21 protein-coding genes and 2 pseudogenes are annotated in these 22,516 nt (G+C 63.8%); 11 read left to right on the forward strand and 12 right to left on the reverse strand.

Features of this window, described 5'->3' with window-relative positions:
• Positions 1-17: 17 nt before the first annotated feature.
• The 4 genes from ACT6QU_RS07900 to ACT6QU_RS07915 form a co-directional block, all read right to left on the reverse strand.
• Positions 18-869 carry an ABC transporter permease gene (locus tag ACT6QU_RS07900; RefSeq protein WP_444563976.1) on the reverse strand — a complete coding sequence of 284 codons (852 nt, stop codon included), beginning with the start codon at positions 867-869 and terminating at the stop codon, positions 18-20.
• A 10-nt stretch (positions 870-879) separates the two neighbouring features.
• A complete protein-coding gene (locus ACT6QU_RS07905) occupies positions 880-2,166 on the reverse strand; it encodes an ABC transporter permease (RefSeq protein ID WP_444563975.1) in 1,287 nt (428 codons plus the stop codon).
• 86 nt (positions 2,167-2,252) lie between these two features.
• Positions 2,253-3,359 (reverse strand): ABC transporter substrate-binding protein, encoded by a 1,107-nt coding sequence (locus tag ACT6QU_RS07910; protein ID WP_024587990.1) that lies wholly within the window; start codon positions 3,357-3,359, stop codon positions 2,253-2,255.
• A 105-nt stretch (positions 3,360-3,464) separates the two neighbouring features.
• On the reverse strand, positions 3,465-4,568 hold the full coding sequence (locus ACT6QU_RS07915) for an ABC transporter ATP-binding protein (RefSeq protein ID WP_444563974.1): 1,104 nt from the start codon (positions 4,566-4,568) through the stop codon (positions 3,465-3,467).
• A gap of 244 nt (positions 4,569-4,812) precedes the next feature.
• On the opposite strand from ACT6QU_RS07915, the gene ACT6QU_RS07920 reads away from it, so the two are divergent.
• Positions 4,813-6,252, forward strand: coding sequence for an aldehyde dehydrogenase family protein (locus ACT6QU_RS07920; protein WP_444563973.1), 1,440 nt, complete (start codon positions 4,813-4,815; stop codon positions 6,250-6,252).
• 466 nt (positions 6,253-6,718) lie between these two features.
• Positions 6,719-7,258, forward strand: coding sequence for a transglutaminase-like cysteine peptidase (locus tag ACT6QU_RS07925; RefSeq protein ID WP_444563972.1), 540 nt, complete (start codon positions 6,719-6,721; stop codon positions 7,256-7,258).
• 382 nt (positions 7,259-7,640) lie between these two features.
• Here the strand turns inward: ACT6QU_RS07925 and ACT6QU_RS07930 are convergent.
• Positions 7,641-8,534 (reverse strand): annotated as a pseudogene (locus ACT6QU_RS07930) (YifB family Mg chelatase-like AAA ATPase); the annotation flags it as partial.
• A gap of 231 nt (positions 8,535-8,765) precedes the next feature.
• Positions 8,766-9,071, reverse strand: coding sequence for an iron chaperone (locus ACT6QU_RS07935; protein ID WP_444563971.1), 306 nt, complete (start codon positions 9,069-9,071; stop codon positions 8,766-8,768).
• A gap of 525 nt (positions 9,072-9,596) precedes the next feature.
• Here ACT6QU_RS07935 and ACT6QU_RS07940 point away from each other — a divergent pair.
• Positions 9,597-10,685 carry a TRAP transporter substrate-binding protein gene (locus ACT6QU_RS07940; protein ID WP_444836867.1) on the forward strand — a complete coding sequence of 363 codons (1,089 nt, stop codon included), beginning with the start codon at positions 9,597-9,599 and terminating at the stop codon, positions 10,683-10,685.
• Here the strand turns inward: ACT6QU_RS07940 and ACT6QU_RS07945 are convergent.
• A complete protein-coding gene (locus tag ACT6QU_RS07945; RefSeq protein ID WP_444563969.1) occupies positions 10,644-11,873 on the reverse strand; it encodes a winged helix-turn-helix domain-containing protein in 1,230 nt (409 codons plus the stop codon). The genes ACT6QU_RS07940 and ACT6QU_RS07945 overlap by 42 nt on opposite strands.
• Positions 11,874-12,005: 132 nt before the next feature.
• Between ACT6QU_RS07945 and ACT6QU_RS07950 the strand changes: the two genes are divergently transcribed.
• Positions 12,006-12,509: a DUF6647 family protein gene (locus ACT6QU_RS07950; protein WP_444563968.1), complete on the forward strand. Its 504-nt coding sequence runs from the start codon at positions 12,006-12,008 to the stop codon at positions 12,507-12,509.
• A gap of 320 nt (positions 12,510-12,829) precedes the next feature.
• Here the strand turns inward: ACT6QU_RS07950 and ACT6QU_RS07955 are convergent, their stop codons facing one another.
• Positions 12,830-13,456, reverse strand: a complete 627-nt coding sequence (locus tag ACT6QU_RS07955) for a class I SAM-dependent methyltransferase (protein WP_444563967.1) — start codon at positions 13,454-13,456, stop codon at positions 12,830-12,832.
• An 11-nt stretch (positions 13,457-13,467) separates the two neighbouring features.
• Entirely contained in the window at positions 13,468-13,881 is a 414-nt protein-coding gene (gene copM, locus ACT6QU_RS07960; RefSeq protein ID WP_444563966.1) for a CopM family metallochaperone, read from the reverse strand.
• A 186-nt stretch (positions 13,882-14,067) separates the two neighbouring features.
• On the opposite strand from copM, the gene ACT6QU_RS07965 reads away from it, so the two are divergent.
• From ACT6QU_RS07965 to ACT6QU_RS07980, 4 genes are all read left to right on the forward strand, one after another.
• A complete protein-coding gene (locus tag ACT6QU_RS07965; protein WP_444563965.1) occupies positions 14,068-16,557 on the forward strand; it encodes a heavy metal translocating P-type ATPase in 2,490 nt (829 codons plus the stop codon).
• Positions 16,558-16,578: 21 nt separating this feature from the next.
• Complete coding sequence (gene cueR / locus ACT6QU_RS07970) at positions 16,579-16,977, forward strand: Cu(I)-responsive transcriptional regulator (protein WP_444563964.1); 399 nt, start codon at positions 16,579-16,581, stop codon at positions 16,975-16,977.
• A 61-nt stretch (positions 16,978-17,038) separates the two neighbouring features.
• Positions 17,039-17,521 carry a hypothetical protein gene (locus ACT6QU_RS07975; RefSeq protein ID WP_444563963.1) on the forward strand — a complete coding sequence of 161 codons (483 nt, stop codon included), beginning with the start codon at positions 17,039-17,041 and terminating at the stop codon, positions 17,519-17,521.
• A gap of 125 nt (positions 17,522-17,646) precedes the next feature.
• Positions 17,647-18,102: a DUF411 domain-containing protein gene (locus ACT6QU_RS07980; RefSeq protein WP_444563962.1), complete on the forward strand. Its 456-nt coding sequence runs from the start codon at positions 17,647-17,649 to the stop codon at positions 18,100-18,102.
• A 37-nt stretch (positions 18,103-18,139) separates the two neighbouring features.
• Here ACT6QU_RS07980 and ACT6QU_RS07985 read toward each other — a convergent pair whose 3' ends face one another.
• Entirely contained in the window at positions 18,140-18,274 is a 135-nt protein-coding gene (locus ACT6QU_RS07985; RefSeq protein ID WP_444836578.1) for a heavy-metal-associated domain-containing protein, read from the reverse strand.
• A gap of 153 nt (positions 18,275-18,427) precedes the next feature.
• Between ACT6QU_RS07985 and ACT6QU_RS07990 the strand changes: the two genes are divergently transcribed.
• From ACT6QU_RS07990 to ACT6QU_RS08000, 3 genes are all read left to right on the forward strand, one after another.
• On the forward strand, positions 18,428-18,622 hold the full coding sequence (locus tag ACT6QU_RS07990; RefSeq protein ID WP_444836579.1) for a heavy-metal-associated domain-containing protein: 195 nt from the start codon (positions 18,428-18,430) through the stop codon (positions 18,620-18,622).
• A gap of 66 nt (positions 18,623-18,688) precedes the next feature.
• Positions 18,689-19,450 carry a glutaredoxin family protein gene (locus ACT6QU_RS07995; RefSeq protein ID WP_444563959.1) on the forward strand — a complete coding sequence of 254 codons (762 nt, stop codon included), beginning with the start codon at positions 18,689-18,691 and terminating at the stop codon, positions 19,448-19,450.
• A gap of 1 nt (position 19,451) precedes the next feature.
• Positions 19,452-19,949 carry a DUF305 domain-containing protein gene (locus ACT6QU_RS08000; RefSeq protein WP_444563958.1) on the forward strand — a complete coding sequence of 166 codons (498 nt, stop codon included), beginning with the start codon at positions 19,452-19,454 and terminating at the stop codon, positions 19,947-19,949.
• Positions 19,950-20,690: 741 nt separating this feature from the next.
• On the opposite strand, the pseudogene ACT6QU_RS08005 reads toward ACT6QU_RS08000, so the two are convergent.
• Together ACT6QU_RS08005 and gshB are read right to left on the reverse strand one after the other, a co-directional pair.
• Positions 20,691-21,332: pseudogene (locus tag ACT6QU_RS08005) on the reverse strand (magnesium chelatase domain-containing protein); the annotation flags it as partial.
• Between the two features lie 116 nt (positions 21,333-21,448).
• A complete protein-coding gene (gshB, locus tag ACT6QU_RS08010) occupies positions 21,449-22,390 on the reverse strand; it encodes a glutathione synthase (RefSeq protein WP_444563957.1) in 942 nt (313 codons plus the stop codon).
• Positions 22,391-22,516: the final 126 nt, after the last annotated feature.

Here is a 22,516-nt window from a genome sequence, read left to right on the forward strand (position 1 = left end):
ATGCCAATTTCGCGCCGTCAGTGCGGCGTCATCCCCCGCATCCGCTCGGAGCGTCGGCGCAGGAGTTCGATCGTCGTCAGGAGCGCGATCGAGAACAGCACCAGCACGGTCGCGACGGCGAGGATCGTGGGGCTGATCTGCTCGCGGATGCCCGACCACATCTCCCGCGGGATGGTGCGCTGCTCGACACCGGCGAGGAAGAGCACGATGACGATCTCGTCGAACGAGGTGATGAAGGCGAAGAGCGCGCCGGAGATCACGCCGGGCAGGATCAGCGGCATGGTGATCTTGCGAAACGCCGTCGCCGGCGAGGCGCCGAGACTGGCGGCCGCGCGCGTCAGCGAATGGTCGAAGCCGACGAGCGTCGCGGTCACGGTGATGATGACGAAGGGCGTGCCGAGCGCGGCGTGGGCCATGATCACGCCCGGCAGCGTTCCGGCAAGGCCAATGCGCGAATAGAAGAAAAACATGCCCGCCGCCGAAATGATCAGCGGCACGATCATCGGCGAGATCAATAGCCCCATGATCAGTCCGCGGAACGGCATTTCCCGGCGCGACAGGCCAAGCGCGGCGAGCGTGCCGAGCACCGTCGCGATCAGCGTCGCGAAAACGCCGATGATCAGCGAATTGCGGATCGCCGTCATCCACGCCGCGGAATTCCAGAAGGCGTTGTACCAGCGCAGCGAATAGCCGGCCGGGTCGAGCGTCAGCATCTCGCGCGTGTAGGTGAAGTAGGGCTGCACGTTGAAGGAAAGCGGGATGATCACGAGGATCGGCGCCATCAGGAAGAAGAAGATCAGCCCGCAGAAGATGCGGAACGCGTAGTACCAGGTGCGTTCGAGCGGGCCGGCATAGGTGGGAAGCGCCATCGTCTCGTCCTCAGCCCAGCTTCACGTTGTCGATGCCGACGATGCGATTGTAGACCCAGTAGAGGATCAGGACGCCGGTGAGAAGGATCGTGCCGAGCGCGGCGGCGAGGCCCCAGTTGAGCGAATTCTGCATGTGGAAGGCGATCAGGTTCGAGATCATCTGGCCGCTCTGCCCGCCCACCAGCGCCGGGGTGATGTAGTAGCCGATCGAGATGATGAAGACGAGGATCGCGCCCGCGCCGATGCCCGGAACCGTCAGCGGCACATAGACCTTCCAGAACGCCGTCCAGTTGTTCGCGCCGAGCGAGCGTGCCGCGCGCACGTAGGAGGGCGAGATGCCCTTCATCACGCTGTAGAGCGGCAGCACCATGAACGGCAACAGCACATGCGTCATGGCGATGATCGTCCCGACCGCATTATGGATCATCGGCAACCGGCCGCTGCTGGAAATGATGCCGGACCAGACCAGCAATTCGTTGATGACACCCTGCTGCTGCAGGAGAACGATCCAGGCCGTCGTCCGCACAAGGAGCGAGGTCCAGAATGGCAGGAGGACGAAGATCATCAGGAGGTTCGACGTACGCATCGGCAGCGACGCCAGCAGGAACGCGATCGGGTAGCCGAGCAGCAGCGTCGTGCAGGTGATCGCGACGGACAGTGCCAGCGTGCGCAGGAAGAGTTGCACGTAGACGCGCTGCGTTGACGGCTGCCTGACGAGTTCGCCTTCGGCATTGTACTGCATGTCGATGGCCGAGACGTAGTGGGCGGTCGTGTAGGGCCGGCCCTCACGCTTCAGGATGGTCCAGATCTGCATCTCGCCCCAGCGGCGATTGTCATCGATCACGGCCTCGCGAAACGGGGCCTCGAGTTCGTCCGCGCCCCGCGCGAGGCCGGCGACCAGACTGCGCGCGCCCGAAAGTTCGTAGTTCAGCCGGATCGCGAGCTGGCCGACCGAACGGTTTTCCTGCGCGGTCGCAAGATCGGCGACGAGCGCGGCATAGGTTTCCTCGCCGGGCAGGTCCTCGCCGTCCCAGTCGGAGAGCGTTTCCATGGTCTGCGGCAGGACGGCGACGATCACCGGATTGTCGACGCTGCGCCACATCATCTGGCCGATCGGGATGATGAAGGTGATGACGATGAATGCGAGCAGCGGCGCCACGAGCAGGAAGGCGGTGATCTTGCGGCGCCGTTCGGCGCGCTTCAGCGACGTCTTCAGCGGCACGCCATCGGCCGTCACCATGTCCCGCGCCATCGGGTCGGGGGAAGAGGCGGCCGGAGCGAGCGCTGCCTGTGCCATCGGAATGCAACTCCTCGCGGCGACAAGCCGCGTCATTCGTCGGAAGGGAGGCGGGCGGGCACCGAAGCGCCCGCCCGCTGGTTCGTCTACTGCAGCATCCAGCTCGCGTAACGCTCGCGCAGCTCGTCGCCGTAGTCGGTCCAGAAGTCGTTGTTGAGCACGATCGGAGCCGTGTAGTTGTCCGGGTTGGTCGGCATGTGCGGCGCCATGTCGATGCCCAGATCCTCATGCTGGCCGACGAGCGGCGCGGACGAGGCGCGGGCCGGGCCGTACGAGATGTACTTGGCCTGATCGGCAAGGCGCTGCGTGTCGGTCGCCCAGAACAGGAACTCCTTCACCGCTTCGACATTGCTGGTGCCGGCCGGCACGACCCAACCGTCCCACTCGACGAGCTGGCCGTCCCAGATGATCTCGAAGGGCTGGTTCTCGGTCTCGGCGGCAGCGAAGAGACGGCCGTTATAGCTCGTCGCGAACGCGGCTTCCTTGTCGGCGAGAAGCTGCGGGCCCTGCGCGCCCTCGGTCCAGAAGATCAGGTCCGACTTGATCGTGTCGAGCTTGGCGAAGGCGCGGTCCACGCCTTCCGGCGTCTCGAGCGTCTCGTAGATTTCGTCGAGCGGCACGCCGTCGGCATAGAGCGCCCATTCGAGATTGCCGGCCGGGCGGTCCTGGATGGCCCGCTTGCCGGGGAACTCTTCGGGATTGAAGAAGTCGGCGATCGTCGAGGGCTCCTTGCCTTCGTCGAACATTTCCGTGTTGTAGCCGATCACGGTCGAATAGACGATCTGCGGGATGAAGCAGTCGCCGAGCGAACCGGGCAGGAAGTCTTCCGAAGCGGGCGTGCCATCCGGGGCCGGCGCCAGCCATTCGTCGGCATCGATTTCCATGATGATGCCCTCGTCGCAGGCAAGCTGCGCGTCCGACGGCAGCATGTCGACGAGATCCCAGGTGACGTTGTTGGCCTGCGACTGGGCGCGCAGCGAGGCGAGCGCGTTGGCCGATCCGTCATCGTTGAGGAAGCGGATGCTGGGGTTTTCTTCCATGTAGGGGTCGAGATAGGCGCGCTGCTGGCTCTCCGAATAGGCGCCGCCCCACGAGACGACGGTGAGCGAAGTCGGGTCCTGCGCGTAGGCGCCGAGCGCGAGCAGGCTGACCGCCGCTCCCGCGCCGACGACCTTGAAACGTAGATGCTTCATGACGTTCTCCTCTGGTTTCGCCGATGGTTCCTGCATCGGCTTCGTGCTCTTCCACGCCGTTTGAAACGGCGATTCTTGTCCACGCCGCAAAGACGGCGTTTCTTGTCAGGCGTCGAGCGCCCGGCAATCTTCCGCGGCCCAACCCACGCGAACCGTCTCGCCCGTGGCGAGTTGGTCGTTGCGCGCGGCGTTGGGCACCTTGATGATGAAATCGGGATTGCCGCACACGCTGACGCGCGTGCGGATATGGTCGCCCAGATAGATGAGTTCCTCGACCCGCGCGTCGAAGCTGTTGGCGAGGCCTTCGGGCGGGGCGATGCGAACGCGTTCGGGACGCAGCGACAAGGTGGTCTTCTCGCCGGTGCCCGCGACGTTGACGGGCAGCGCCTGCACCAGCGAACCATCCGTCAGGCGCACCGCGCAGCTCTTGCCATTCATCGCCTCGACCTTGCCGGCCAGCTTGTTGTTTTCGCCGATGAAGGAGGCGACGAAGGCGTTGTCGGGCCGCTCATAGAGATCGGCCGGCGCCGCGAGCTGCTGGATCACGCCGTCCTCGAAGACCGCGATGCGGTTCGACATCGTCAGCGCTTCGGATTGGTCGTGCGTCACGTAGACGACGGTGACGCCCAGATCGTCGTGGATATGCTTGATCTCGTACTGCATCTGCTCGCGCAGATTCTTGTCGAGCGCGCCGAGCGGCTCGTCCATCAGCACCAGCGTCGGCTCGAAGACGAGGGCGCGCGCCACCGCGACGCGCTGCTGCTGCCCGCCCGAAAGCTGCGCCGGCATCCGGTTGCCGAGCTGCCCGAGCTTGACCATGTCGAGCGCGCGCTTGACCCGCGCCGTGATCTCGGCCTTCGGCTTGGAGCGTACCTTGAGTGGAAAGGCGAGGTTCTCGGCCACCGTCATGTGGGGAAACAGCGCATAGTTCTGGAAGACCATGCCGATGTCGCGCTTGTGTGGCGGCACGTTGTCGATGCGTTCGCCCTTGAGTCGGATTTCGCCGTGGGTGGCGCTCTCGAAGCCGGCGAGCATCATCAGGCAAGTCGTCTTGCCCGAGCCCGATGGCCCGAGCATGGTCAGGAATTCGCCCTGCGCGATGTCGAGGTTCAAATTCTTGACAACCAGAACTTCGCCATCATAGCTCTTCTGGACGTTTTGGAAGCGAACGAATCCGGGCTCGTCCGCGCCATTGCTGACGCTTACCATGAACTCAACTGTTCCCCTGTTGTCCTTGGCCTCATGACCGGACAGTCTTTGCTTTGGCCCTAGGATCACCATATCCGGGCAAATTGCAACAGTGGCCAGCACTGCTTGGTCCAGTTTGCCTGTTTGCGTCGCGCGCTGGTCTTTTCGCGCTGCAATATACATCGCAACAATTCGATTTGCGGCTATCGCCGGTGCGCGCCCTCGCGCTATCTGGAGCACACGAAAGCGATCGAAGGAGACGAAGATGATCGAGAAGACCGAATTCTACATCGATGGACGCTGGGTCGCGCCGAGCGCGCCGAAGACCCTCGACGTGATCAATCCCGCCGACGAGCAGCCTTTCGCCATCATCTCGCTCGGCTCGGCCGCCGATGTCGACAAGGCCGTCGACGCCGCGCGCCGCGCCTTCCCGTCCTGGAGCGCGACGACAAAGAAAGAGCGCGTCGCCGCGCTGGAGCGTCTGCTCGAAGCCTACAAGGCCCGCGTCGCGGACATAGCTAAGGCGATCTCCGACGAGATGGGCGCGCCGATGAAGCTTGCGATGGAAAGCCAGGCGGCCGTCGGCGTCAGCCACATCAAGACCTTCATCCGCACGCTGAAGAACTTCGAGTTCGAGCACGCACTCGACGAGCGCAATCCACAGGAGCGCATCGTTCATGAGCCGATCGGCGTCTGCGGCCTGATCACGCCGTGGAACTGGCCGATGAACCAAGTCACGCTGAAGGTCGTGCCGGCGATCGCCGCCGGCTGCACGGTCGTCCTGAAGCCCTCCGAGGTCGCGCCGCTCTCCTCCATCGTCTTTGCCGAGATCATGGATGCCGCAGGCTTCCCCGCCGGCGTGTTCAACATGGTCAATGGCGACGGACCGACGGTCGGCGAGGCGATGTCGCGTCATCCGGGCATCGACATGATGTCCTTCACCGGTTCCACCCGCGCCGGCATCGCGGTCACCAAGGCGGCGGCCGACACGGTCAAGCGCGTGACGCTGGAACTGGGCGGCAAGTCGCCCAACATCGTCTTCGCCGACAGCGACCTCGAAGCCGCCATCGTGCGCGGGCTCGATCACTGTTTCGAGAACACCGGCCAGTCCTGCAACGCGCCGACCCGCATGCTCGTCGAGCGCTCGGTCTATGACCGCGCCGTGGAGCTGGCCGGCGAACATGCGAAGACCGTCAAGGTCGGCAGTCCGGCCGAGGATGGCGACCATATCGGCCCGCTCGTCTCGCAGGCGCAGTTCGACAAGGTGCAGGGACTGATCGACGTCGCGATCAAGGAAGGCGCGAAAATCGTCGCCGGCGGCGCGGGCCGTCCCGAGGGCTTCAACCGCGGCTACTATGTCCGCCCGACCATCTTTGCCGACGTCACCAACGAGATGACCATCGCCCGCGAGGAGGTCTTCGGCCCGGTCCTGGCGATGATCCCGTTCGAGGGCGAAGACGAAGCGGTCGCCATCGCCAACGACACGCCCTACGGCCTGTCGAGCTACGTGCAGACCGGCGACGCCGAACGCGCCCGCCGCGTCTCGCGGCAGTTGCGCGCCGGAATGGTGCAGGTCAACGGCACAAGCCGCGCTCCCGGCTCGCCCTTCGGCGGATACAAGCAGTCGGGGCTCGGCCGCGAAGGCGGCAAGTTCGGGCTGGAAGACTTCCTTGAAGTCAAGGCCGTCGCCGGCTGGCCGCAATAGGACCGTAACCTCTGCCGGACCCGGTAGGGGTAGCAGGCAATTGGCCACGAATCAGAAGCCGCGTCCGATAAGGGCGCGGCTTTTTTGCCATTCGGTTTCGGCCAACCTAGCGGCCCGTTCCGCCGCTAGGGTCAAGTGTGCTCAGCCGGCCATCGTCGGATGGCATTTGTCCGCGACCGTTCGAGCACGCAATCATCTCATATGGTTAACGGCCCTTAACCCGCGGCAATGCCCGGTTTGCAGGCAATATTGTGTGTGCGGATTGTCACAGCGGGCCAGTCCCGGATGTGGGTAATGCGCGCGTCGATTGACAGCATCGATCACCCGACCTTAACCTTTTGTTAACGACACGAAAAACGTGCGCAATCGGGGTTTTGGGCGAATGGGTGGATCTTCGAGATCACTGCGATTGCTTGCGGTCGCGATTCTGGCAGGCGCTCTCGCGCCGGCCCTGCCGGCATCAGCGATGCCTGGCTCGGGCGCCGCGATGCAGGTCGGCGGCCTCACCTCGCAGCCGATCGGCCATTACGATCTGTGCCAGCGCAGCCCCGGCGAGTGCTCGATCCGTCCGATCGATCGCGGACCCTTGCCGGTCGACAATGCGCTGTGGCGCAAGATCGACCACATCAACCGCTCGGTCAACGAAGCCGTTTCGCCGCGTAGCGACCTCGAAATCTACGGGCGCGACGAATGGTGGGCCTATCCGGTCAACGGCGTCGGCGACTGCGAAGACTACGCGCTCGAAAAGCGCAAGCGTCTGGCCGAAGCCGGCGTCTCCTTGTCCAACATCCTCCTGACCGTCGTGCGCAAGCCCGACGGCGAAGGCCATGCCGTCCTGACCGTGCGCACCGATCGCGGCGATTTCATCCTCGACAATCTGAACAATGACCTGCGCCCCTGGTACTCGACGGGTTACAAGTTCCTGAAGCGCCAGGCGTCGAACCATACCGGTCACTGGGTCACGCTGCGCGAAGACCGCAACATGCTGGTCGGCGCGCTGCAATAGGGGCCCATCCGGGATGGCTTCCAGCGCGATCCGACGAAGCGGGCATCCGATCCGGGTAACCGTCCTGATCGACCGCACAACGCGAACCCCGTCCGGTTCGCGCCCTTGTTCTGAACCGGCATCTGCCGATAGGGCATCGCGTTGCGGCACATCCGCCAAACACGACACCCGCCGCCCGCTTCGCGCTCTGTGACCGATGCGCATTTTCCGGAGGAAACAGCCGCAGACGGTCGTCACCGGCCGCGCGGCTGGGTGAGCCAGATAGCGCTGTCAAAGACAACTGTCGCGCAGCGCTACCCCACCCTGGCGGGCTCCGAGCGGGTGCCTATCAGCGTGACCTGTTAGGTTCCTCCCTTCGTCAACACCGCGCCGCCACGGCCAACTACGCCGCAGCCGCCAGCCTTTCTCCGGCCATCCGGTAGGAAATCGCTTCTGCCAGATGGATGCGCGCGACCGTCTCGGCGCCGTCGAGATCGGCCAGTGTGCGCGCGACCTTGAGCACGCGATGATAGGCGCGCGCTGAAAGGTTGAGCTTCTCACTCGCGTCTCGCAACAGCGCGGCGCCGGCTGCGTCAGGCGCGGCGACGCTCTCGATCAAGCCGGCGCTGCAATGTGCGTTCGTCGTCGCCGACGGGAGCCCGAGCGCGGCGTAGCGCTCCGCCTGCAATCGGCGCGCGGCAGCGACGCGCGTCCTGACCGCTTCGCTCTTCTCGGCCCGCCCGGGCGCGATCAGGTCGGAGGCACTGACGGCCGGTACGTCGATCCTCAAATCGATGCGGTCGAGGAGAGGTCCGGAAATCCGCGCCTGATAGTCGGATTGGCATCGCGGCCCGCGGGCGCAACGATGGCCCGGCTCGCCCGCCATGCCGCACCGGCAGGGGTTCATCGCCGCGACGAGCTGGATGCGCGCAGGATAGGAGACGCGGTGATTGGCGCGCGCAATGACGCTTTCGCCGTTCTCGATCGGCTGGCGCAGCGAATCGAGCACCACCGGCTGGAATTCCGGAAATTCGTCGAGGAAGAGAACGCCATTATGCGCCAACGAGACCTCGCCGGGCCGCGCTCGCAATCCGCCGCCGACCATCGCCGCCATCGAGGCCGAATGATGCGGGCTGCGAAAGGGCCGCCGATCCGAGAGCTTGCCGCCGGCCAGTTCCCCGGCGATCGATGCGATCATCGAGACCTCCAGCAGTTCCTTCGGCGCCAGCGGCGGCAGGATCGATGGCAGGCGCTGCGCCAGCATCGACTTGCCCGAGCCGGGCGGCCCGATCATCAGCATGCTTCGCCTGCCCGCGCCACCTGGGTCGCATGGCGTCATCGCATCGAGTTTGGGGGTATCCGACTCAAGGGCACGTCGCTGCGGAAGTCCAATCGCTGCCGGAATGGCCGCTTTGTAGCTCCGCCACCCAGAAGCGGTCAGGCAGGAAATCACCCCGAAGACGCCGGTTCTAAGGAGAGCTAGACCGCAAGGTCTTGCCGCGACGCTATGGCCAGCGCTGATACCAGCTCATTGGGGATAGGTTTCGTAGGTGAGAACGTCACCGGTCTTCGATGCTTTGAGGCCTGCCGCAGCTATTTTCTCGCGATGACCGGCAATAGCGCCTTTCGTAACGTAGAGACCGCACTGTTTGCTGAACGCACCATAGCCCGCGATGATCCTGTTCCCGGAACTGAAGCCAGGCATCCCATACTGAATGACTTCTTCAGCGTCCGGAAGAGTACGCTTCAACTCCCCGCGAACGTGCGCAAGCTGTGATCGGAGAGCTTCCGGGGCAGCGGCGATGTAGGCATCGTGGTCAAGAAATTCGGTCATGCCTGATCCTCCGCGAAGGGTCGCGCTGTCGCAAGCCCGGCGGTGTTTGCTTTGGCGCATATGCCTTCCAGGACCCGCCAGTCCGCTGCCCACCACGGTCTTGCCGTTGGCGCCTCACGGTCGTCGGTCTAGGAAATGATTTTCTAAGGCCCGTACGGGGCCGACTACGGACGGTCCGTTTCTGGTCGAGGGGAACGCCGACAATCGGTCTATAACCCTATTGTTGCCGTTTCGGCCGCTAGCTATGGCAGGAAGCGGCCCGCGGGGAGAAATAGTAAAATTCTCTTTGAGGGTTAGAAGAGCTCTTGAACGCGCACTCCTGCCGACTGCTCCAGACGGACACGCCAGAAGGCGTGAAGTCTGGTATTTTGCGATGATCTGGTACGCCGTTCGCCCGTTTCTAAGAGATGGTCTTTGTGTATCCGCTCCAAAAAGGGATGGTCTGCTGTACGCTCGGGCTCTGAGCTTTCGATGAGGCTGCTGCCGAGGCCGTTACTGACTTGTGGGATGTTTGCCGTGATGAAAATGTCTAGCCGCATCCGCGCTGCTTTGGGCGGTGTCGCGCTCACCTACTGCATCTTCGCAGCGGCGCCAGCTGCCACCCAGGATGACGTCGTGCATTGGCGCATGAACAGCCTGCTCTATCCGAAGCTTTTCGGCGAGGCGGGAGAACGCTTCGCGGAGATAGTGCGGCGTCTGTCAGGCGGCAGCTTCGTCATTGAGGTGCACGACCGTCTCGTGCTCGATCAGGACACGTTCGATGCATTGGAGGCGGGCCTGGTTGATGCGGCGTGGGGATCAGCCGGCCATCACGGCCGCGAAGACTCGGCGCTGACGATTTTCACCGGATTCCCCTTCGGCCCTGATCCCGCAGGCTTTACGGCCTGGATGCAGATCGGAGGCGGCGCCGAGGCGCTCCAGGCCATCTATGATCGCCACGGCATGAAGAGCCTCTATTGCGGAATCCTTCCGGCGGAAGGCGGTGGCTGGTTCCTCGCTCCGATCGAAAGCGTCGATGATCTTGGCGGACTGTCGATACGCAGCTTCGGCTATGGTGCGCGCGTGCTGCAAAGGCTCGGTGTTGTGCCGTATGAGCTGCCAGCGCAGGAAATCCGGCAGGCATTCGAGACCGGTCTGATCGATGCCGCAGAGTTCTCCCTACCATCGATCGACGCGGACCTCGGCATCGCGGAGGTTGCGAAACACCTTTACTTTCCAGGCTGGCAGCAGCCTGTCACCTCGCTGGAGATCCTGATGCCAGAGCGGCGGTGGGAAGTGCTTTCGGATCGTCACCAGGCGGTGATCGAGGCCGCCTGCGGCGACATGCTGTCCTGGACGGCACCGGCGGCGGTGGAGAAGCAGATCGAGGCTCTCCAGCAATTTCGCCAGATGGGTGTCGAGTTCCACCAGTGGCCGGACGATGTACTCGTGGAAATGCGCGAGGCCTGGGAGGACATCATCGCGGAGGATGTTGAAGGCGACCCGCTGCTGGCCGGTGCGTGGAGCGACTATCTGGACTTCCGCGAGCGCTATGGCGACTGGCAGTCGCGCTCCTCGACGGGCTGGACCGGCTCAGCCCGGCATGCCAGCAAGCCTCAGCCCCTCAAGGACTAGGTCAAGACCCGCCTCTTCGGCGAAACCGTCGAAGGATTGCGCCACAGCGGCCAGGCTCTGTTCGGGACGATGGCGGTGGGCGGCTCTTACCACCCCGGTGGCCTCCTCGATCCGGCCAGCGTGGGCAAGGCTTGCGGCAAAAAGCCAACCCGACCACCAGCGCGCATGGGCAAACGTCCCGGCCCCGTGAAGAGGACCCAGCATTTCTGCCGCAAGAGCCGCCTGGCCTGACAACAAATAGCTGAGCCCCGCAACCTGGCGGTGCCATTCTGGGGGATTTGCCGTCAGGCGCAAGGCCTGCTCCACCGTGGCTACCGCCTCCTTCGGTCGTCCCGTCAACGCCAGCGCCTGGGCCAGAACCGCGAGATTGTCAGGGTTGGCAGGGTTGATGGTTACGGCCGCCCGCGCGTTCGCAAGCGCATCGATCGGTGATCGCAGCTCCTGGAAGGGTGCCAGCAGCCGCATCTCCGCCAGCAGACGATGGGAGCGGTCGCTTCCGCCCAAGGCGACAGAGCGCTCCACGAGTTCGAGAGCCCGCACCATCTCCCGGCGTCCACCTCCCCAGGCCAGATGCTGAACTTCAAGCCAGTAGGTGAGACCGAGGCTAGCGAGCGCGTTCGGCTTGGCGGGATCCTCCGCCACCGCCTGCTCGAGTATCCGTCTTGCCTGCTCATTGTCAGCGCGTCGCCGCCAGTCGCGTGCCGCGAGCAAGGCCTCTGCCTGTTCGAGAAGCGGAACGGCCCCGGGTCCTGCATCGGGTACATGACGATGGGCAGCCCCCCACACACCTGCGGCGGCTACGAGCAATCCCGCCGCCAATCCACCCGCGAGCAATTTCCAGGCTCGCTTGGAAGGCGGCGCCGATGACGTCCGCGCTTTTTCCGGAGCAATTAGAATGTAGCCTCGTCGCGGCACCGTGCGCAGCAGCCGCGGCCCTTCCGCTCCGAGCGCACGCCGGATGTCCGTCACGCAATGTGCAAGCGAGTCATCGGAAACAAAGACGCCTGGCCACGCCTTTTGGACAAGCTCATCCTTGGTGACCAGCTCGCCAGGACGCTCGCACAAAAGTTCCAGCACCCGATAGGACTTCGGCCGGAGGAAGTGCTCAGCCCCCGCCTCGTCCTCCAAGCAGCCGCGCCTGCGGTTCAGAACAAATCCTCCGAAGCGCGTCTTTACGCTATCAATCATGTCGGCCTCCAAGGCCGTTCACATGACGAATTGTAGCACATTTTCAGCCATCATTCAGGGTTCTGTCATGACTTGATGCACCGCTCGGCAGACGCTCCTCGATCAACACAGTAAACAGTCGAGGATGCCGCCGTGCGCATTGTTGCCGCCATACCCGTCGTCGCCGCTTTGTGGTTCGCCACCACCGCACACGTCACAAGCGCCGAGGTCAAACTACCGCCTTCATTGCTCCACGTCATCGAGATGTGGCTTTCCGCAAATTTCGACCTCCCACCTGCGGCGAACGCTCCTGGCCTCGCAACGCTTCCGGCCTCCAAGCTCGTAGAAATCCGCTACGGTCTTGCCAGCGGCGTTGCACCCGGCGATGTGGTCGCTGCTTATGATGACGCCAGCCGCACGATCTTTTTCCAGGACGGCTGGAGCGGCTACAGTCCTGAAGAGCTGTCCGCGCTCGTCCACGAGATGGTCCACCATTTGCAGGCATCGGCCGACATGGTTTTCGCCTGCCCTGGTGAGAGGGAAGTGCTGGCCTACCGGGCACAGGACGCATGGCTCCGACTCTTCGGCACTGATCTTGAGAGCGCCTACAGCATCGATCGGGGAACCGTGCTCGTTGCCACCGCTTGCACGCATTGAGACGGTGCGAACCACCAAATCTTACTTTGCAAGGCGACGAGCGATAAGTATTCAGCGTCTAAGCACGTCTATTTGCTTACCCAGCTTCATTAACTCTGCAGGCACAGCTGCGCAGTGATTGCCGTACAGCCGCGAGCCCATGGCAACGACCAAGGCATCGTCCGCCTTAGGATTTCGGGCGGAGAGGACGGGCCCACCACAAGCCAAGAGCGACGGCGACCGTCGAGACCGCAGCAATCAATGCGACGGCGCGGAGCCTCATTCGATGCATCCAGGATCGCTCGTGCTCCAGGTTGCAGCGCTTTTCTGGCCCGAACAGGTCAAGCCGCCCTCGCCAGCACGCTGAACTGGAACGCCTGCATCAACCCCGAAGGGGTCTGATGCTCATGACGCACACCGTTCACGAGCCTGAACCATGGCCCCAGCGTCTCGACAAGGGTCTCAGGGCTGTAGCGCTGCACTGGCAGCCCGCTGCAACGTTTCGGGCCGTCAAGGGCGAAGGTCGCGATGATGGCGTGTCCGGTATCTGAAAGAGCGGCGTCGAGCGTCTCGACATAGGCGGCGCGGTCCGCCTTGTCGGTGAGGAAGTGGAAGGCTGCGCGGTCATGCCAGACGTCATATCGCCGTCCGGGCTCCCAGGTCGTTACATCGGCAACGATCCACTCGACGCGATCGGCCTCGCGGCCCATCGCAGCCTGGGACCGGACAATCGCCTCGGCAGAAAGGTCAAGGACAGCGACGTGCCCGAATCCCAGCCGAAGAGCATGGGCGGCGAGGCGTGCCGCCCCGCCACCCACGTCGATCAATGAATCCTTCGGTCCCGGCAAGACCTTGATCAGATCCAGCGAGACCGTCGGTGTCTCCTCGAACCAGCTGACGCCGGCCTCGCCCTTTTGGACATAGGCGTCGTCCCAATGGTGGCGGTCGATGGGATCGCCGGCGTTCACACCAAGTCCTCCTAATTGCCGTTCTTCTCCAGCCAAGCCTGCATTTCCGCGATCTCGCGTTCCTGCGCGCCGATGATCGCCTCGGCCAGAGCCTTCGTTTCCGGGTCGGTGCCATGTTCGAGCGCGACCTTCGCCATATCGATCGCACCCTGGTGATGGGGGATCATCTTGAGGCGGAAGTCGACGTCGGCATTGCCCGTGTATTCGACGGCCATGCCCTGCATCATGTCCATATCGGCCTGCTTGTAGGCTTTGGTGGATTCGGAGTCGTCCTCGGCGGGCATCATCGATTCCATCATGGACTGCATCTGGTCCATGTTCATCATCATGCCGCCCCCATGGGCACCGTGGTTCATCTGCGCCCAGGCGACTGCTGCCACCGTGGTCAGCGCGGCTGCCGCCGCGATCGTCTTCAACGTCTTCATGGTAGTCTCCTTCGACATCCTGCCGGGGACCGTCGGCGATACGCGCGGGCGGGCCTGGACTCCGTCCGGGGGACGGCATGTGACCAATGTCCGCCTTCCAGCAAGTGGAAGGTCAAGCCCGAGATAGTGCTTGACCTTCCAGTGACTGGAGGCGCGAACGTACGCCAACTGGAACCGGAGGCAACGATGATGCCCTCTCACGGCCACCATGCCCATCACGCAGCTGCGCCGCACGCCGAAGGAGAGATCGTGCGCGATCCGGTCTGCGGGATGACCGTCGACTCGGCCGCCGGCAAGCCGAGCGCCGAGCACGGCGGACGCATGTTTCACTTCTGCAGCGCTGGCTGCCGCACCAAGTTCATGGCCGAACCTGACGCCTATCTGACTGCTACCGATCCGGTCTGCGGCATTGACTGGGATCGCGCGTCCGCCAGACATTTCCATCGCCACGACGGGGACAAGTTCTATTTCTGCTCGGCAGGCTGCAAGGGCAAGTTCGAGGCCGAGCCGGCGCAGTATCTCGGTGATCGGCCCGCCCCGGTGCCGATGCAAAAGGGCACGCAGTACACCTGCCCGATGCACCCGGAGATCGTACGCGACAAACCCGGCTCCTGCCCGATCTGCGGCATGGCGCTCGAGCCGATGGGCGTGCCGACGGGCGACGAGGATCCGAACCCGGAACTCATCGATTTCACGCGCAGGTTCTGGGTCTCCGCTGTCCTGTCGCTGCCATTGCTCGTCATCGCCATGGGGCCCATGATTGGCCTCGCTGTGCGCGACTGGATCGGCGAGCCGCTGGCCGCATGGCTGGAGTTCGCGCTTGCCACGCCCGTCGTGCTGTGGGCCGCCATACCCTTCTTCCACCGTGGCTACGAGTCCTTCATCAACCGCAGCCCGAATATGTGGACGCTGATCTCGATCGGCGTCGGCACCGCCTATCTCTACAGCGTAGTCGCGACGTTCTTCCCGGACCTCTTCCCGCACCAGTTCCGCGGGCATGGCGGCTCAGTGCCGGTCTATTTCGAGGCGGCTGCCGTCATCGTCGCGCTCGTCTTCCTCGGACAGGTCCTGGAGTTGCGGGCACGCGAGCGGACCGGGTCGGCGATCCGCGCCCTGCTCGACCTCGCGCCGAAGACCGCGCGCCGGATCGCCGCTGACGGGTCCGAATCCGACGTTCCGCTGGACGAGGTCAAGCAGGGAGACCGCCTGCGCGTGCGGCCTGGCGACAGCGTTCCCATCGACGGCAAGGTCGTCGAGGGCCGCACGTCGATCGACGAATCCATGATCACGGGCGAACCGGTGCCCGTCGAGAAGACACCAGGCGACGCGGTGACCGGAGGAACGCTCAATCGCAACGGCACGCTCGTCATCACCGCCGAGCGTGTCGGGTCCGAGACCATGCTGTCGCGGATCGTCGAGATGGTCGCCAAGGCGCAGCGCTCGCGTGCGCCGATCCAGGGGCTCGCCGATCGTGTTTCCTACTATTTCGTCCCCACCGTGGTACTCGTCGCCATCCTCGCCTTCGTGGTGTGGGCACTGTTCGGTCCCGAGCCCAGCATGGTGTTCGCTATCGTGTCGGCGGTGTCCGTCCTCATCATTGCCTGTCCCTGCGCGCTCGGTCTTGCCACCCCGATGTCGATCATGACCGCGACCGGGCGCGGCGCTCAGACGGGCGTGCTGATCAAGGACGCGGAGGCGCTGGAACGCTTCGCGAGCGTCGACACGCTCATCGTCGACAAGACGGGCACGCTGACAGAAGGCCGCCCGAAGCTGACGGACGTCGTTGTGGCCGAAGGATTCGATGCAGGCCAGCTTCTCTCGCTTGCCGCCTCGCTCGAGCGCGGTTCGGAGCACCCGTTGGCCGAAGCCATTGTTGAAGGCGCGTCGGAGCGCGGTGCTGTGGTATGTTCGGCATCCGACTTCGAGGCGGTCACGGGCAAGGGCGTCAGCGGCACGGTCGAGGGTCGGAAGGTGGCGCTTGGGAATGCTGCCATGATGGCGGAGCTTGGCGTCGGCATCGACAGCCTCGCCGAGCAAGCCGATGCCATGCGCGCCGAGGGCAAGACGGCGATGTTTGTCGCAGTCGACGGCACGGCCGCCGGCTTCGTCTCGGTAGCCGATCCGGTCAAGGCAACGACCGTGGAAGCGATCCGTGCGCTGCACGACACGGGCCTCCGCATCATCATGGCCACCGGCGACAATGAGCGAACCGCAAGGGCCGTCGCATCGAAGCTCGGCATCGACGAGGTGCGCGCCGACATGCTGCCGGACGGCAAGCAGCAACTGATCGAGGAGCTACGGGCAAAAGGTGCGAAGGTCGCAATGGCGGGAGACGGCGTGAACGATGCGCCCGCGCTGGCAGCCGCAGACGTTGGCATTGCCATGGGCACGGGCGCAGACGTCGCGGTCGAAAGCGCGGGCATTACTCTCGTGAAGGGCGACCTCAACGGCATCGTACGGGCGCGTACGCTTGCCCAGGCGACGATCCGCAACATCAAGCAGAACCTCTTCTTCGCCTTCGTCTACAACGCGCTCGGCGTGCCTGTCGCGGCGGGCATCCTCTATCCCGTCTTCGGCACACTGCTCTCGCCCATGATCGCGGCGGCCGCGATGAGCCTCTCGTCCGTATCCGTCATCGCCAACGCGCTCAGGCTGCGCACCGTGCGGCTCGGCTGAACCCATCAAGGAGAACCCGCCATGAACATCGGCACCGTCTCGGTAAAGTCCGGCCTCCCGGCGAAGACGATCCGCTACTACGAAGACATCGGGCTGATCACGCCGGATCGCCGCGACAACGGCTATCGCGACTATTGCATGGAGGACGTGCATCGCCTGCGCTTCCTTCAGCGCTCGCGCAGCTTGGGCTTCTCGGTGGAAGAATGCCGCCAGCTTCTATCCCTCTACGGCGACGGTGAACGTGAGAGCGCTGAGGTGAAAGCCATCGCCACGACCAAGCTCGGCGAGATCGAACGGAAGATCGCCGAGCTTCAGGGCTTGCACGACATGCTGCAGCACCTCGTGGCCACCTGCTACGGCGATCACCGGCCCGAATGCCCAATCATCGACGGCCTGTCGGGCCGGGCTCATGCTCACTAGCCGTCGCACTGGTGAGAGGTAAGGCACAATGATGCACCAACAGGACGGGAGCCAGTCTGCAGTGAACAGGCGTCGCTCGCTCTCGAACACCCCGGAGCTCCCAGCGGCGACGTTCTCCTTCCTGTTGCACTTCGTCTGGGAGTTCCTGCAGGTGCCGACCTATGCGGGCATGGCGGAGATGGCGCACTGGCAGGGCGTCAAGCTCTGCACGTCCGCGACCATCGGCGACGTCGGTTTTGCCCTGACAGCATTCTGGACTACCAGTCTCGTCGCGAGGACACGTCACTGGATGGGCAACCAGGTCGTGCTTCCGGCTCTCGTCTTCCTTGGGACGGGGATCGCGCTGACCGTCGGCTTCGAGTTCTACTATACCCAGGTCACCCAGCGCTGGATCTATTCGGACCTGATGCCGCTCGTTCCGCCATTCGGGACGGGCCTGAGCCCGCTCCTCCAGTGGATCGTGATACCGCCGGTGGTCTTGTGGCTCAGTCAACGATACCTGGCGGGCGGCGCTGCACCCCCGATCCGAGGAGGGACCCGATGATGGAAAACGGCATGAATGGCAGCATGATGTGGGGCATGGGACTGTGGGGCCTCGTCGGCCTCGTGGTCGTCGCGCTCGTGATCGCCGCCCTCGTGAAATACGTGTTCTTCAGATAGGAGACGACGATGAAGACATTCAACAGACTTGTCCGCGCCGCGGCCTTCACAGCCCTGGCGCTGATCAGCCAAGCGGCCTTGGCAGCGGGATCGATCGAGGTCCTGAAGTCCGCCTCTTGCGGATGCTGCGTGGCGTGGGGCAATCATATGAGGGAAGCGGGGTTCACGGTCACCGAGCGCGACCTGCCGCTGGCGGACCTCAATGCCGCAAAGGTGGAAGCTGGACTGAAGCCCGGCCAGACGTCCTGTCATACGGGTATGATCAACGGCTACGTCATTGAGGGCCATGTGCCCGCGCGCGACGTCAAGCGCCTGCTCGAAGAGCGCCCGGATTCGATCGGGCTGACGGTTCCCGACATGCCTTTCGGTTCGCCGGGTATGGGCGACATGGCCGATGCCGATCCGTACGACGTGCTCCTTCTCAAGCGGGACGGCTCCACGGAAATCTATGCCAGTTATCGCTGAGGCGGTAGCGACGCCGCTCCCGCCCAGCGGGCATAGCCTAAGCCTCAGCGCATTCCCCAGCAGCAAGCGCCCGTTCGACCCTGCGGATGCAGGACGCGCAGGTCATGCCGTCGATTGCGATGGTGTGCACTCTGGCGTTCTCGGTCAGGTGAAGCGGCGCGTTCATCGGCATTCCTTTCCGGTCGGATTCCTTGGTCACCGTGACAGATGGGCTTGCCAGCCCGCTGGAGGGACAAGGTCAAGACGATGAAAAATCATGCTTGACCTTCCAGAGACTGGAAGGCGGATGAAGGGCGCATCTGCTCAAGCCATGAAGGAGACCGAGATGCGATTCCACATCGAGAACATGACCTGCGGCGGCTGCGCCCGGAGCGTCACGAAGGCCGTCGAGAGCGTCGACCCGAAGGTGAGGGTCGACGCCGATCCCGTCACGAAGACGGTGACAGTCGAATCCTCTGCCTCGACCCACGCCATCTCCAGGGCGCTCGCCGACGCCGGCTACCCCGCGTCAGCGGCGTGAAAGCCAGTTCCGTCCCGTCCGGAACTATCTCCGCGGACGGTTTTTCCCGAACGAAAGGATACCTGAATGTCATCCGCTGCCGCACGCAAGGTCGAACTCTACCGGATGGTCACTCCCGAGCACACCTGCCCATGGGGCCTCAAGGCCCTCGACCTCCTGAAGCGGGAAGGATTCGCGGTCGAGGACCATCACCTGACGTCCCGCGCCGAGACCGACGCCTTCAAGGCCGAGTACAAGGTGGACACCACGCCCCAGACCTTCATCGGGGGTCGCCGCGTCGGAGGCTACGACGATCTGCGGGCTTGGCTCGGCAAGGAGGTGAAGGACAAGGACGCTGTCACCTATACGCCCGTCATTGCGCTCTTCGGCATGGCGTTTGCCATGGCCCTGGCAGCCAGTTGGTCGGCATACGGCAGCTTCGTGACCGTGGCTGCCGCCGAGTGGTTCGTGGCCTTCGCCATGTGTCTGCTCGCACTCCAGAAGCTGAAGGACGTCGACGGGTTCGCGACGATGTTCCTCAACTACGACCTGCTTGCGCAGCGCTGGGTTCCCTACGGACGGGTCTACCCTTTCGCCGAGGGGCTTGCAGGCGTGCTCATGGTCTCCGGCGCGCTGATGTGGGTATCGGTCCCGGTCGCGCTCTTCATCGGCGGCATCGGCGCGGTGTCGGTCTTCAAGGCCGTCTATGTCGACAAGCGCGAACTGAAGTGCGCTTGCGTCGGCGGCGACAGCAACGTTCCCCTCGGGTTCGTGTCGCTGACCGAAAACCTGATGATGGTCGGCATGGCCATCTGGATGATCCTCAAGCCCGCGGGTCTGGCGCACTGACATGGAGAAGACCGAAATGGAGCAAGATCACCGGAAACACGAAGACCGCGGCCACGGCCGCCCGTACCTCATGTTCTGGGTGAACATGATCCTCGGGCTCGTCGTCATGTACGTCGTGATGTTCACGATGATCGACGGCACGGGCGACTTCAGGAACAACCTGAACATGTTCTACATGGCGGTGACCATGTGGGCGCCGATGGGCATCTTCATGCTGGCGACCATGCCAGGCATGTTCCCGAACCGACAGGCGAACGTAGCGCTTTATGTCGCCTTCGCGCTTTTGACAGTTGGCTCCTTCGGGGCGACGCGCTCGCAGGCATTGATCGACGACCACCGGTTCATCGCCTCAATGATCCCGCATCATTCTGGCGCGATCCTGATGTGCCGGGAGGCCAGCCTTTCTGATCCGGAACTCGTGACACTCTGCGACGAGATCACGAAGGCGCAGCGCGAAGAGATCGACCAGATGGAGGCGATCGCATCGCGGCTGCGCTGAGCTCTTCCCGCGCAGCGCCGGGCGGCCGACTGGAGCTGACAGACTACGTTTAGCTGTCCGAGGTAGGGGGTCTATGCCGCCCGTTGTTGATAACGGTCCAGCGTCCCTTCTTGGGTAAAGCACTTGCTTGTGGGCGCGTCCCGCCTTCGGGACGCGCCCCTGGCCGCCACGTGCACCGCACCAACGAAATGGGGCGCATACCGTTGGAACTCGTTGATCCTCAGGGTCGCTTTCCCAACATAGATGCCAGAACCTGTCAGTTCGTTTTCCAACCCGCCATGACGCGGCGGCGAGCAAGCGGACTGGCAGCTTTTGGAAACTCGACAAAGCCACTTCAACGGCGGGAATGTGGGCGCCTTGCGGACATCGGCTTGGCCTGTGATATTTTAGAAAATCATTTCCCACAGGGCATAGCAGCAAACCGTTTCGCTGAAATGAGATGGCGCATATGAGTAGCATTTGGACTAGTCGCATTTGACGAGCCAACCCTCGTATCGCCTTGGATCGGGTACTCACGACGGTTGCCCCTTCGACCGATCAATCTTTTCGCCACTCCGTCAGACGATGCAGCTAGGCACGCTTATAGATGCTCGCGTCCAACGTGGTGCAACATTGAAAAACGGCGTTGGCGTCCCGCATCGACCTCGACAACGAATGACTTGCTGTCCGCCCAAAGACGAGCGGAGAACATTGCCTTAAGTGCGCAAACCGAGATCGATCACGATTAATGTAGCACAACGTCAGGAGGTTGTGCCCGCCCGCCGCGGCGACTTCGAGCGCGCGCTTGGCGCTTTCCTGCCCCTTGATGTCGGCGAGATCGGGCAGGTTGCCGGATTGCGGCTCGATCATCGCCTCGGGCCGGCCGAGCACCTGCGTGCCGCGAAAATGATTGGCCATCGCGATCAGGCTGCGCGGCGCGAGAATGTCGATCTCGGCTCCCGCCCAGGCCGCCTCCGATCCGCAGGCCGATGGGCAGATCAGCCCGCGTCCCATGGCGTTCGCGCCCATCGCCGCGGGCAGCACGCCGGCGACCGGCGCGATAGTCCCGTCGAGCGCGAGTTCGCCGAGCACCACATAGGCTTCCAGCGCGTCGGACGGGATCGCCCCTAGCGCCGCCATCAGCCCGAGCGCGATCGGAAGATCGTAGTGACTGCCCTCCTTGGGCAGGTCCGCCGGCGCCAGGTTGATCGTCACCTTCTTGGCCGGCATCGAGAGGCCGGAGGCGTGCAGCGCAGCCTGCACTCGCTCGCGACTTTCAGCGACCGCCTTGTCACCGAGCCCGACGATGTTCATGCCGACCTTGCCCGGCGCGACCATCACCTGGACATCGACGGCCACCGTTTCGATGCCTTGGAACGCGATCGTGCGGACCCGTGAAACCATGTCTTGCTCTCCTTGCGGAAACACAAGCATGGTTTCGAGATCAAATCAAGAACATGAAGCGAACAAAAAGGAGCATAAGTTGTGGTCGGGTTGTGCCGGGTTGTGCAGGCGGAACATCAGCCCCGCTTGGCTTCCGCCGCATCCCAGAACAGCGCGGCGATATCGGCTCCGCCGAACTTCTTCACCTCGCGCACGCCGGTCGGCGAGGTGACGTTGATTTCGGTCATGTAGTCGCCGATCACGTCGATGCCGACGAGGATGAAGCCGCGCTCCTTCAGCGACGGCCCGATGCGCGCGCAGATTTCGCGCTCGCGCGTTGTGAGTTCTGTCTTTTCGGCCCGGCCGCCGACATGCATGTTCGAGCGGGAATCGTGCTCCGCCGGGACGCGGTTGATCGCGCCGACCGGCTCGCCATCGATCAGGATGATGCGCTTGTCGCCCTTGCGCACGTCCTTGAGATATCGCTGGACGATATAGGGCTCGCGGAACATCTGGCCGAACATTTCGAGCAGCGAGGCGAGGTTCCGGTCCGCCTCGTGCAGGTGGAAGATGCCCGCGCCGCCATTGCCGTAGAGCGGCTTGACGATGATGTCGCCGGCCTCGCGACGGAAATCGGCGACTTCCTGCGGGTCCTTGGTGATCAGCGTTTCGGGCATCAGATCGGCAAATTCGGTGACGAAGATCTTTTCGGGCGAATTGCGCACCCAGGCCGGGTCGTTGACCACCAGCGTCTTCGGATGGATGCGTTCGAGCAGATGCGTCGTCGTGATGTAGTTCATGTCGAAGGGCGGGTCCTGGCGCAAAAGCACCACGTCCATCTCGGCAAGGTTCACGCGCTGCAGTTCGCCGAGCATGAAATGCGCGCCCTTGACGTCGTCCACCCGCATCGTCTCCACGCGGGCCGTCACGTCGCCATTGCGCATGGAAAGCCGGTCCGGCGTGTAGTGGAAGAGCTCGTGACCGCGCCGCTGCGCCTCGAGCGCCAGCGCGAATGTGGTGTCCCCCGCAATCGAAACGGTCGAGACGTGGTCCATCTGGAAGGCGATCTTCAGGCTCATGGAAGGCTCCGGTCGGGGGCGCTGCAGGCGGGCTGGTCCTTGCATCTAGTCGCTTCGCGCTGCCTTGCCAATCGGCCCGGCGACAAAGGGCGGGCATGATACCTTTCCGAAAGCTTTTCCGTGGCA

Source organism: Aliihoeflea sp., from assembly GCF_052435475.1.
Classification (GTDB): Bacteria; Pseudomonadota; Alphaproteobacteria; order Rhizobiales; family Rhizobiaceae; genus Aliihoeflea.

Bases quoted from the DNA above. Each gene is read 5' to 3' on its own strand.
- ACT6QU_RS07935 (WP_444563971.1), bottom strand. From the start codon at position 9,071: ATGACCGAATTTCTTGACCACGATGCCTACATCGCCGCTGCCCCGGAA.
- copM (WP_444563966.1), bottom strand. From the start codon at position 13,881: ATGAAGACGTTGAAGACGATCGCGGCGGCAGCCGCGCTGACCACGGTG.
- ACT6QU_RS07945 (WP_444563969.1), bottom strand. From the start codon at position 11,873: ATGATTGATAGCGTAAAGACGCGCTTCGGAGGATTTGTTCTGAACCGC.
- ACT6QU_RS07915 (WP_444563974.1), bottom strand. From the start codon at position 4,568: ATGGTAAGCGTCAGCAATGGCGCGGACGAGCCCGGATTCGTTCGCTTC.
- ACT6QU_RS07980 (WP_444563962.1), top strand. From the start codon at position 17,647: ATGAAGACATTCAACAGACTTGTCCGCGCCGCGGCCTTCACAGCCCTG.
- ACT6QU_RS08000 (WP_444563958.1), top strand. From the start codon at position 19,452: ATGGAGAAGACCGAAATGGAGCAAGATCACCGGAAACACGAAGACCGC.
- ACT6QU_RS07910 (WP_024587990.1), bottom strand. From the start codon at position 3,359: ATGAAGCATCTACGTTTCAAGGTCGTCGGCGCGGGAGCGGCGGTCAGC.
- ACT6QU_RS07965 (WP_444563965.1), top strand. From the start codon at position 14,068: ATGATGCCCTCTCACGGCCACCATGCCCATCACGCAGCTGCGCCGCAC.
- ACT6QU_RS07990 (WP_444836579.1), top strand. From the start codon at position 18,428: ATGCGATTCCACATCGAGAACATGACCTGCGGCGGCTGCGCCCGGAGC.
- ACT6QU_RS07985 (WP_444836578.1), bottom strand. From the start codon at position 18,274: ATGCCGATGAACGCGCCGCTTCACCTGACCGAGAACGCCAGAGTGCAC.
- ACT6QU_RS07905 (WP_444563975.1), bottom strand. From the start codon at position 2,166: ATGGCACAGGCAGCGCTCGCTCCGGCCGCCTCTTCCCCCGACCCGATG.
- ACT6QU_RS07995 (WP_444563959.1), top strand. From the start codon at position 18,689: ATGTCATCCGCTGCCGCACGCAAGGTCGAACTCTACCGGATGGTCACT.
- ACT6QU_RS07900 (WP_444563976.1), bottom strand. From the start codon at position 869: ATGGCGCTTCCCACCTATGCCGGCCCGCTCGAACGCACCTGGTACTAC.
- cueR (WP_444563964.1), top strand. From the start codon at position 16,579: ATGAACATCGGCACCGTCTCGGTAAAGTCCGGCCTCCCGGCGAAGACG.
- ACT6QU_RS07920 (WP_444563973.1), top strand. From the start codon at position 4,813: ATGATCGAGAAGACCGAATTCTACATCGATGGACGCTGGGTCGCGCCG.
- gshB (WP_444563957.1), bottom strand. From the start codon at position 22,390: ATGAGCCTGAAGATCGCCTTCCAGATGGACCACGTCTCGACCGTTTCG.
- ACT6QU_RS07925 (WP_444563972.1), top strand. From the start codon at position 6,719: ATGCCTGGCTCGGGCGCCGCGATGCAGGTCGGCGGCCTCACCTCGCAG.
- ACT6QU_RS07940 (WP_444836867.1), top strand. From the start codon at position 9,597: ATGTCTAGCCGCATCCGCGCTGCTTTGGGCGGTGTCGCGCTCACCTAC.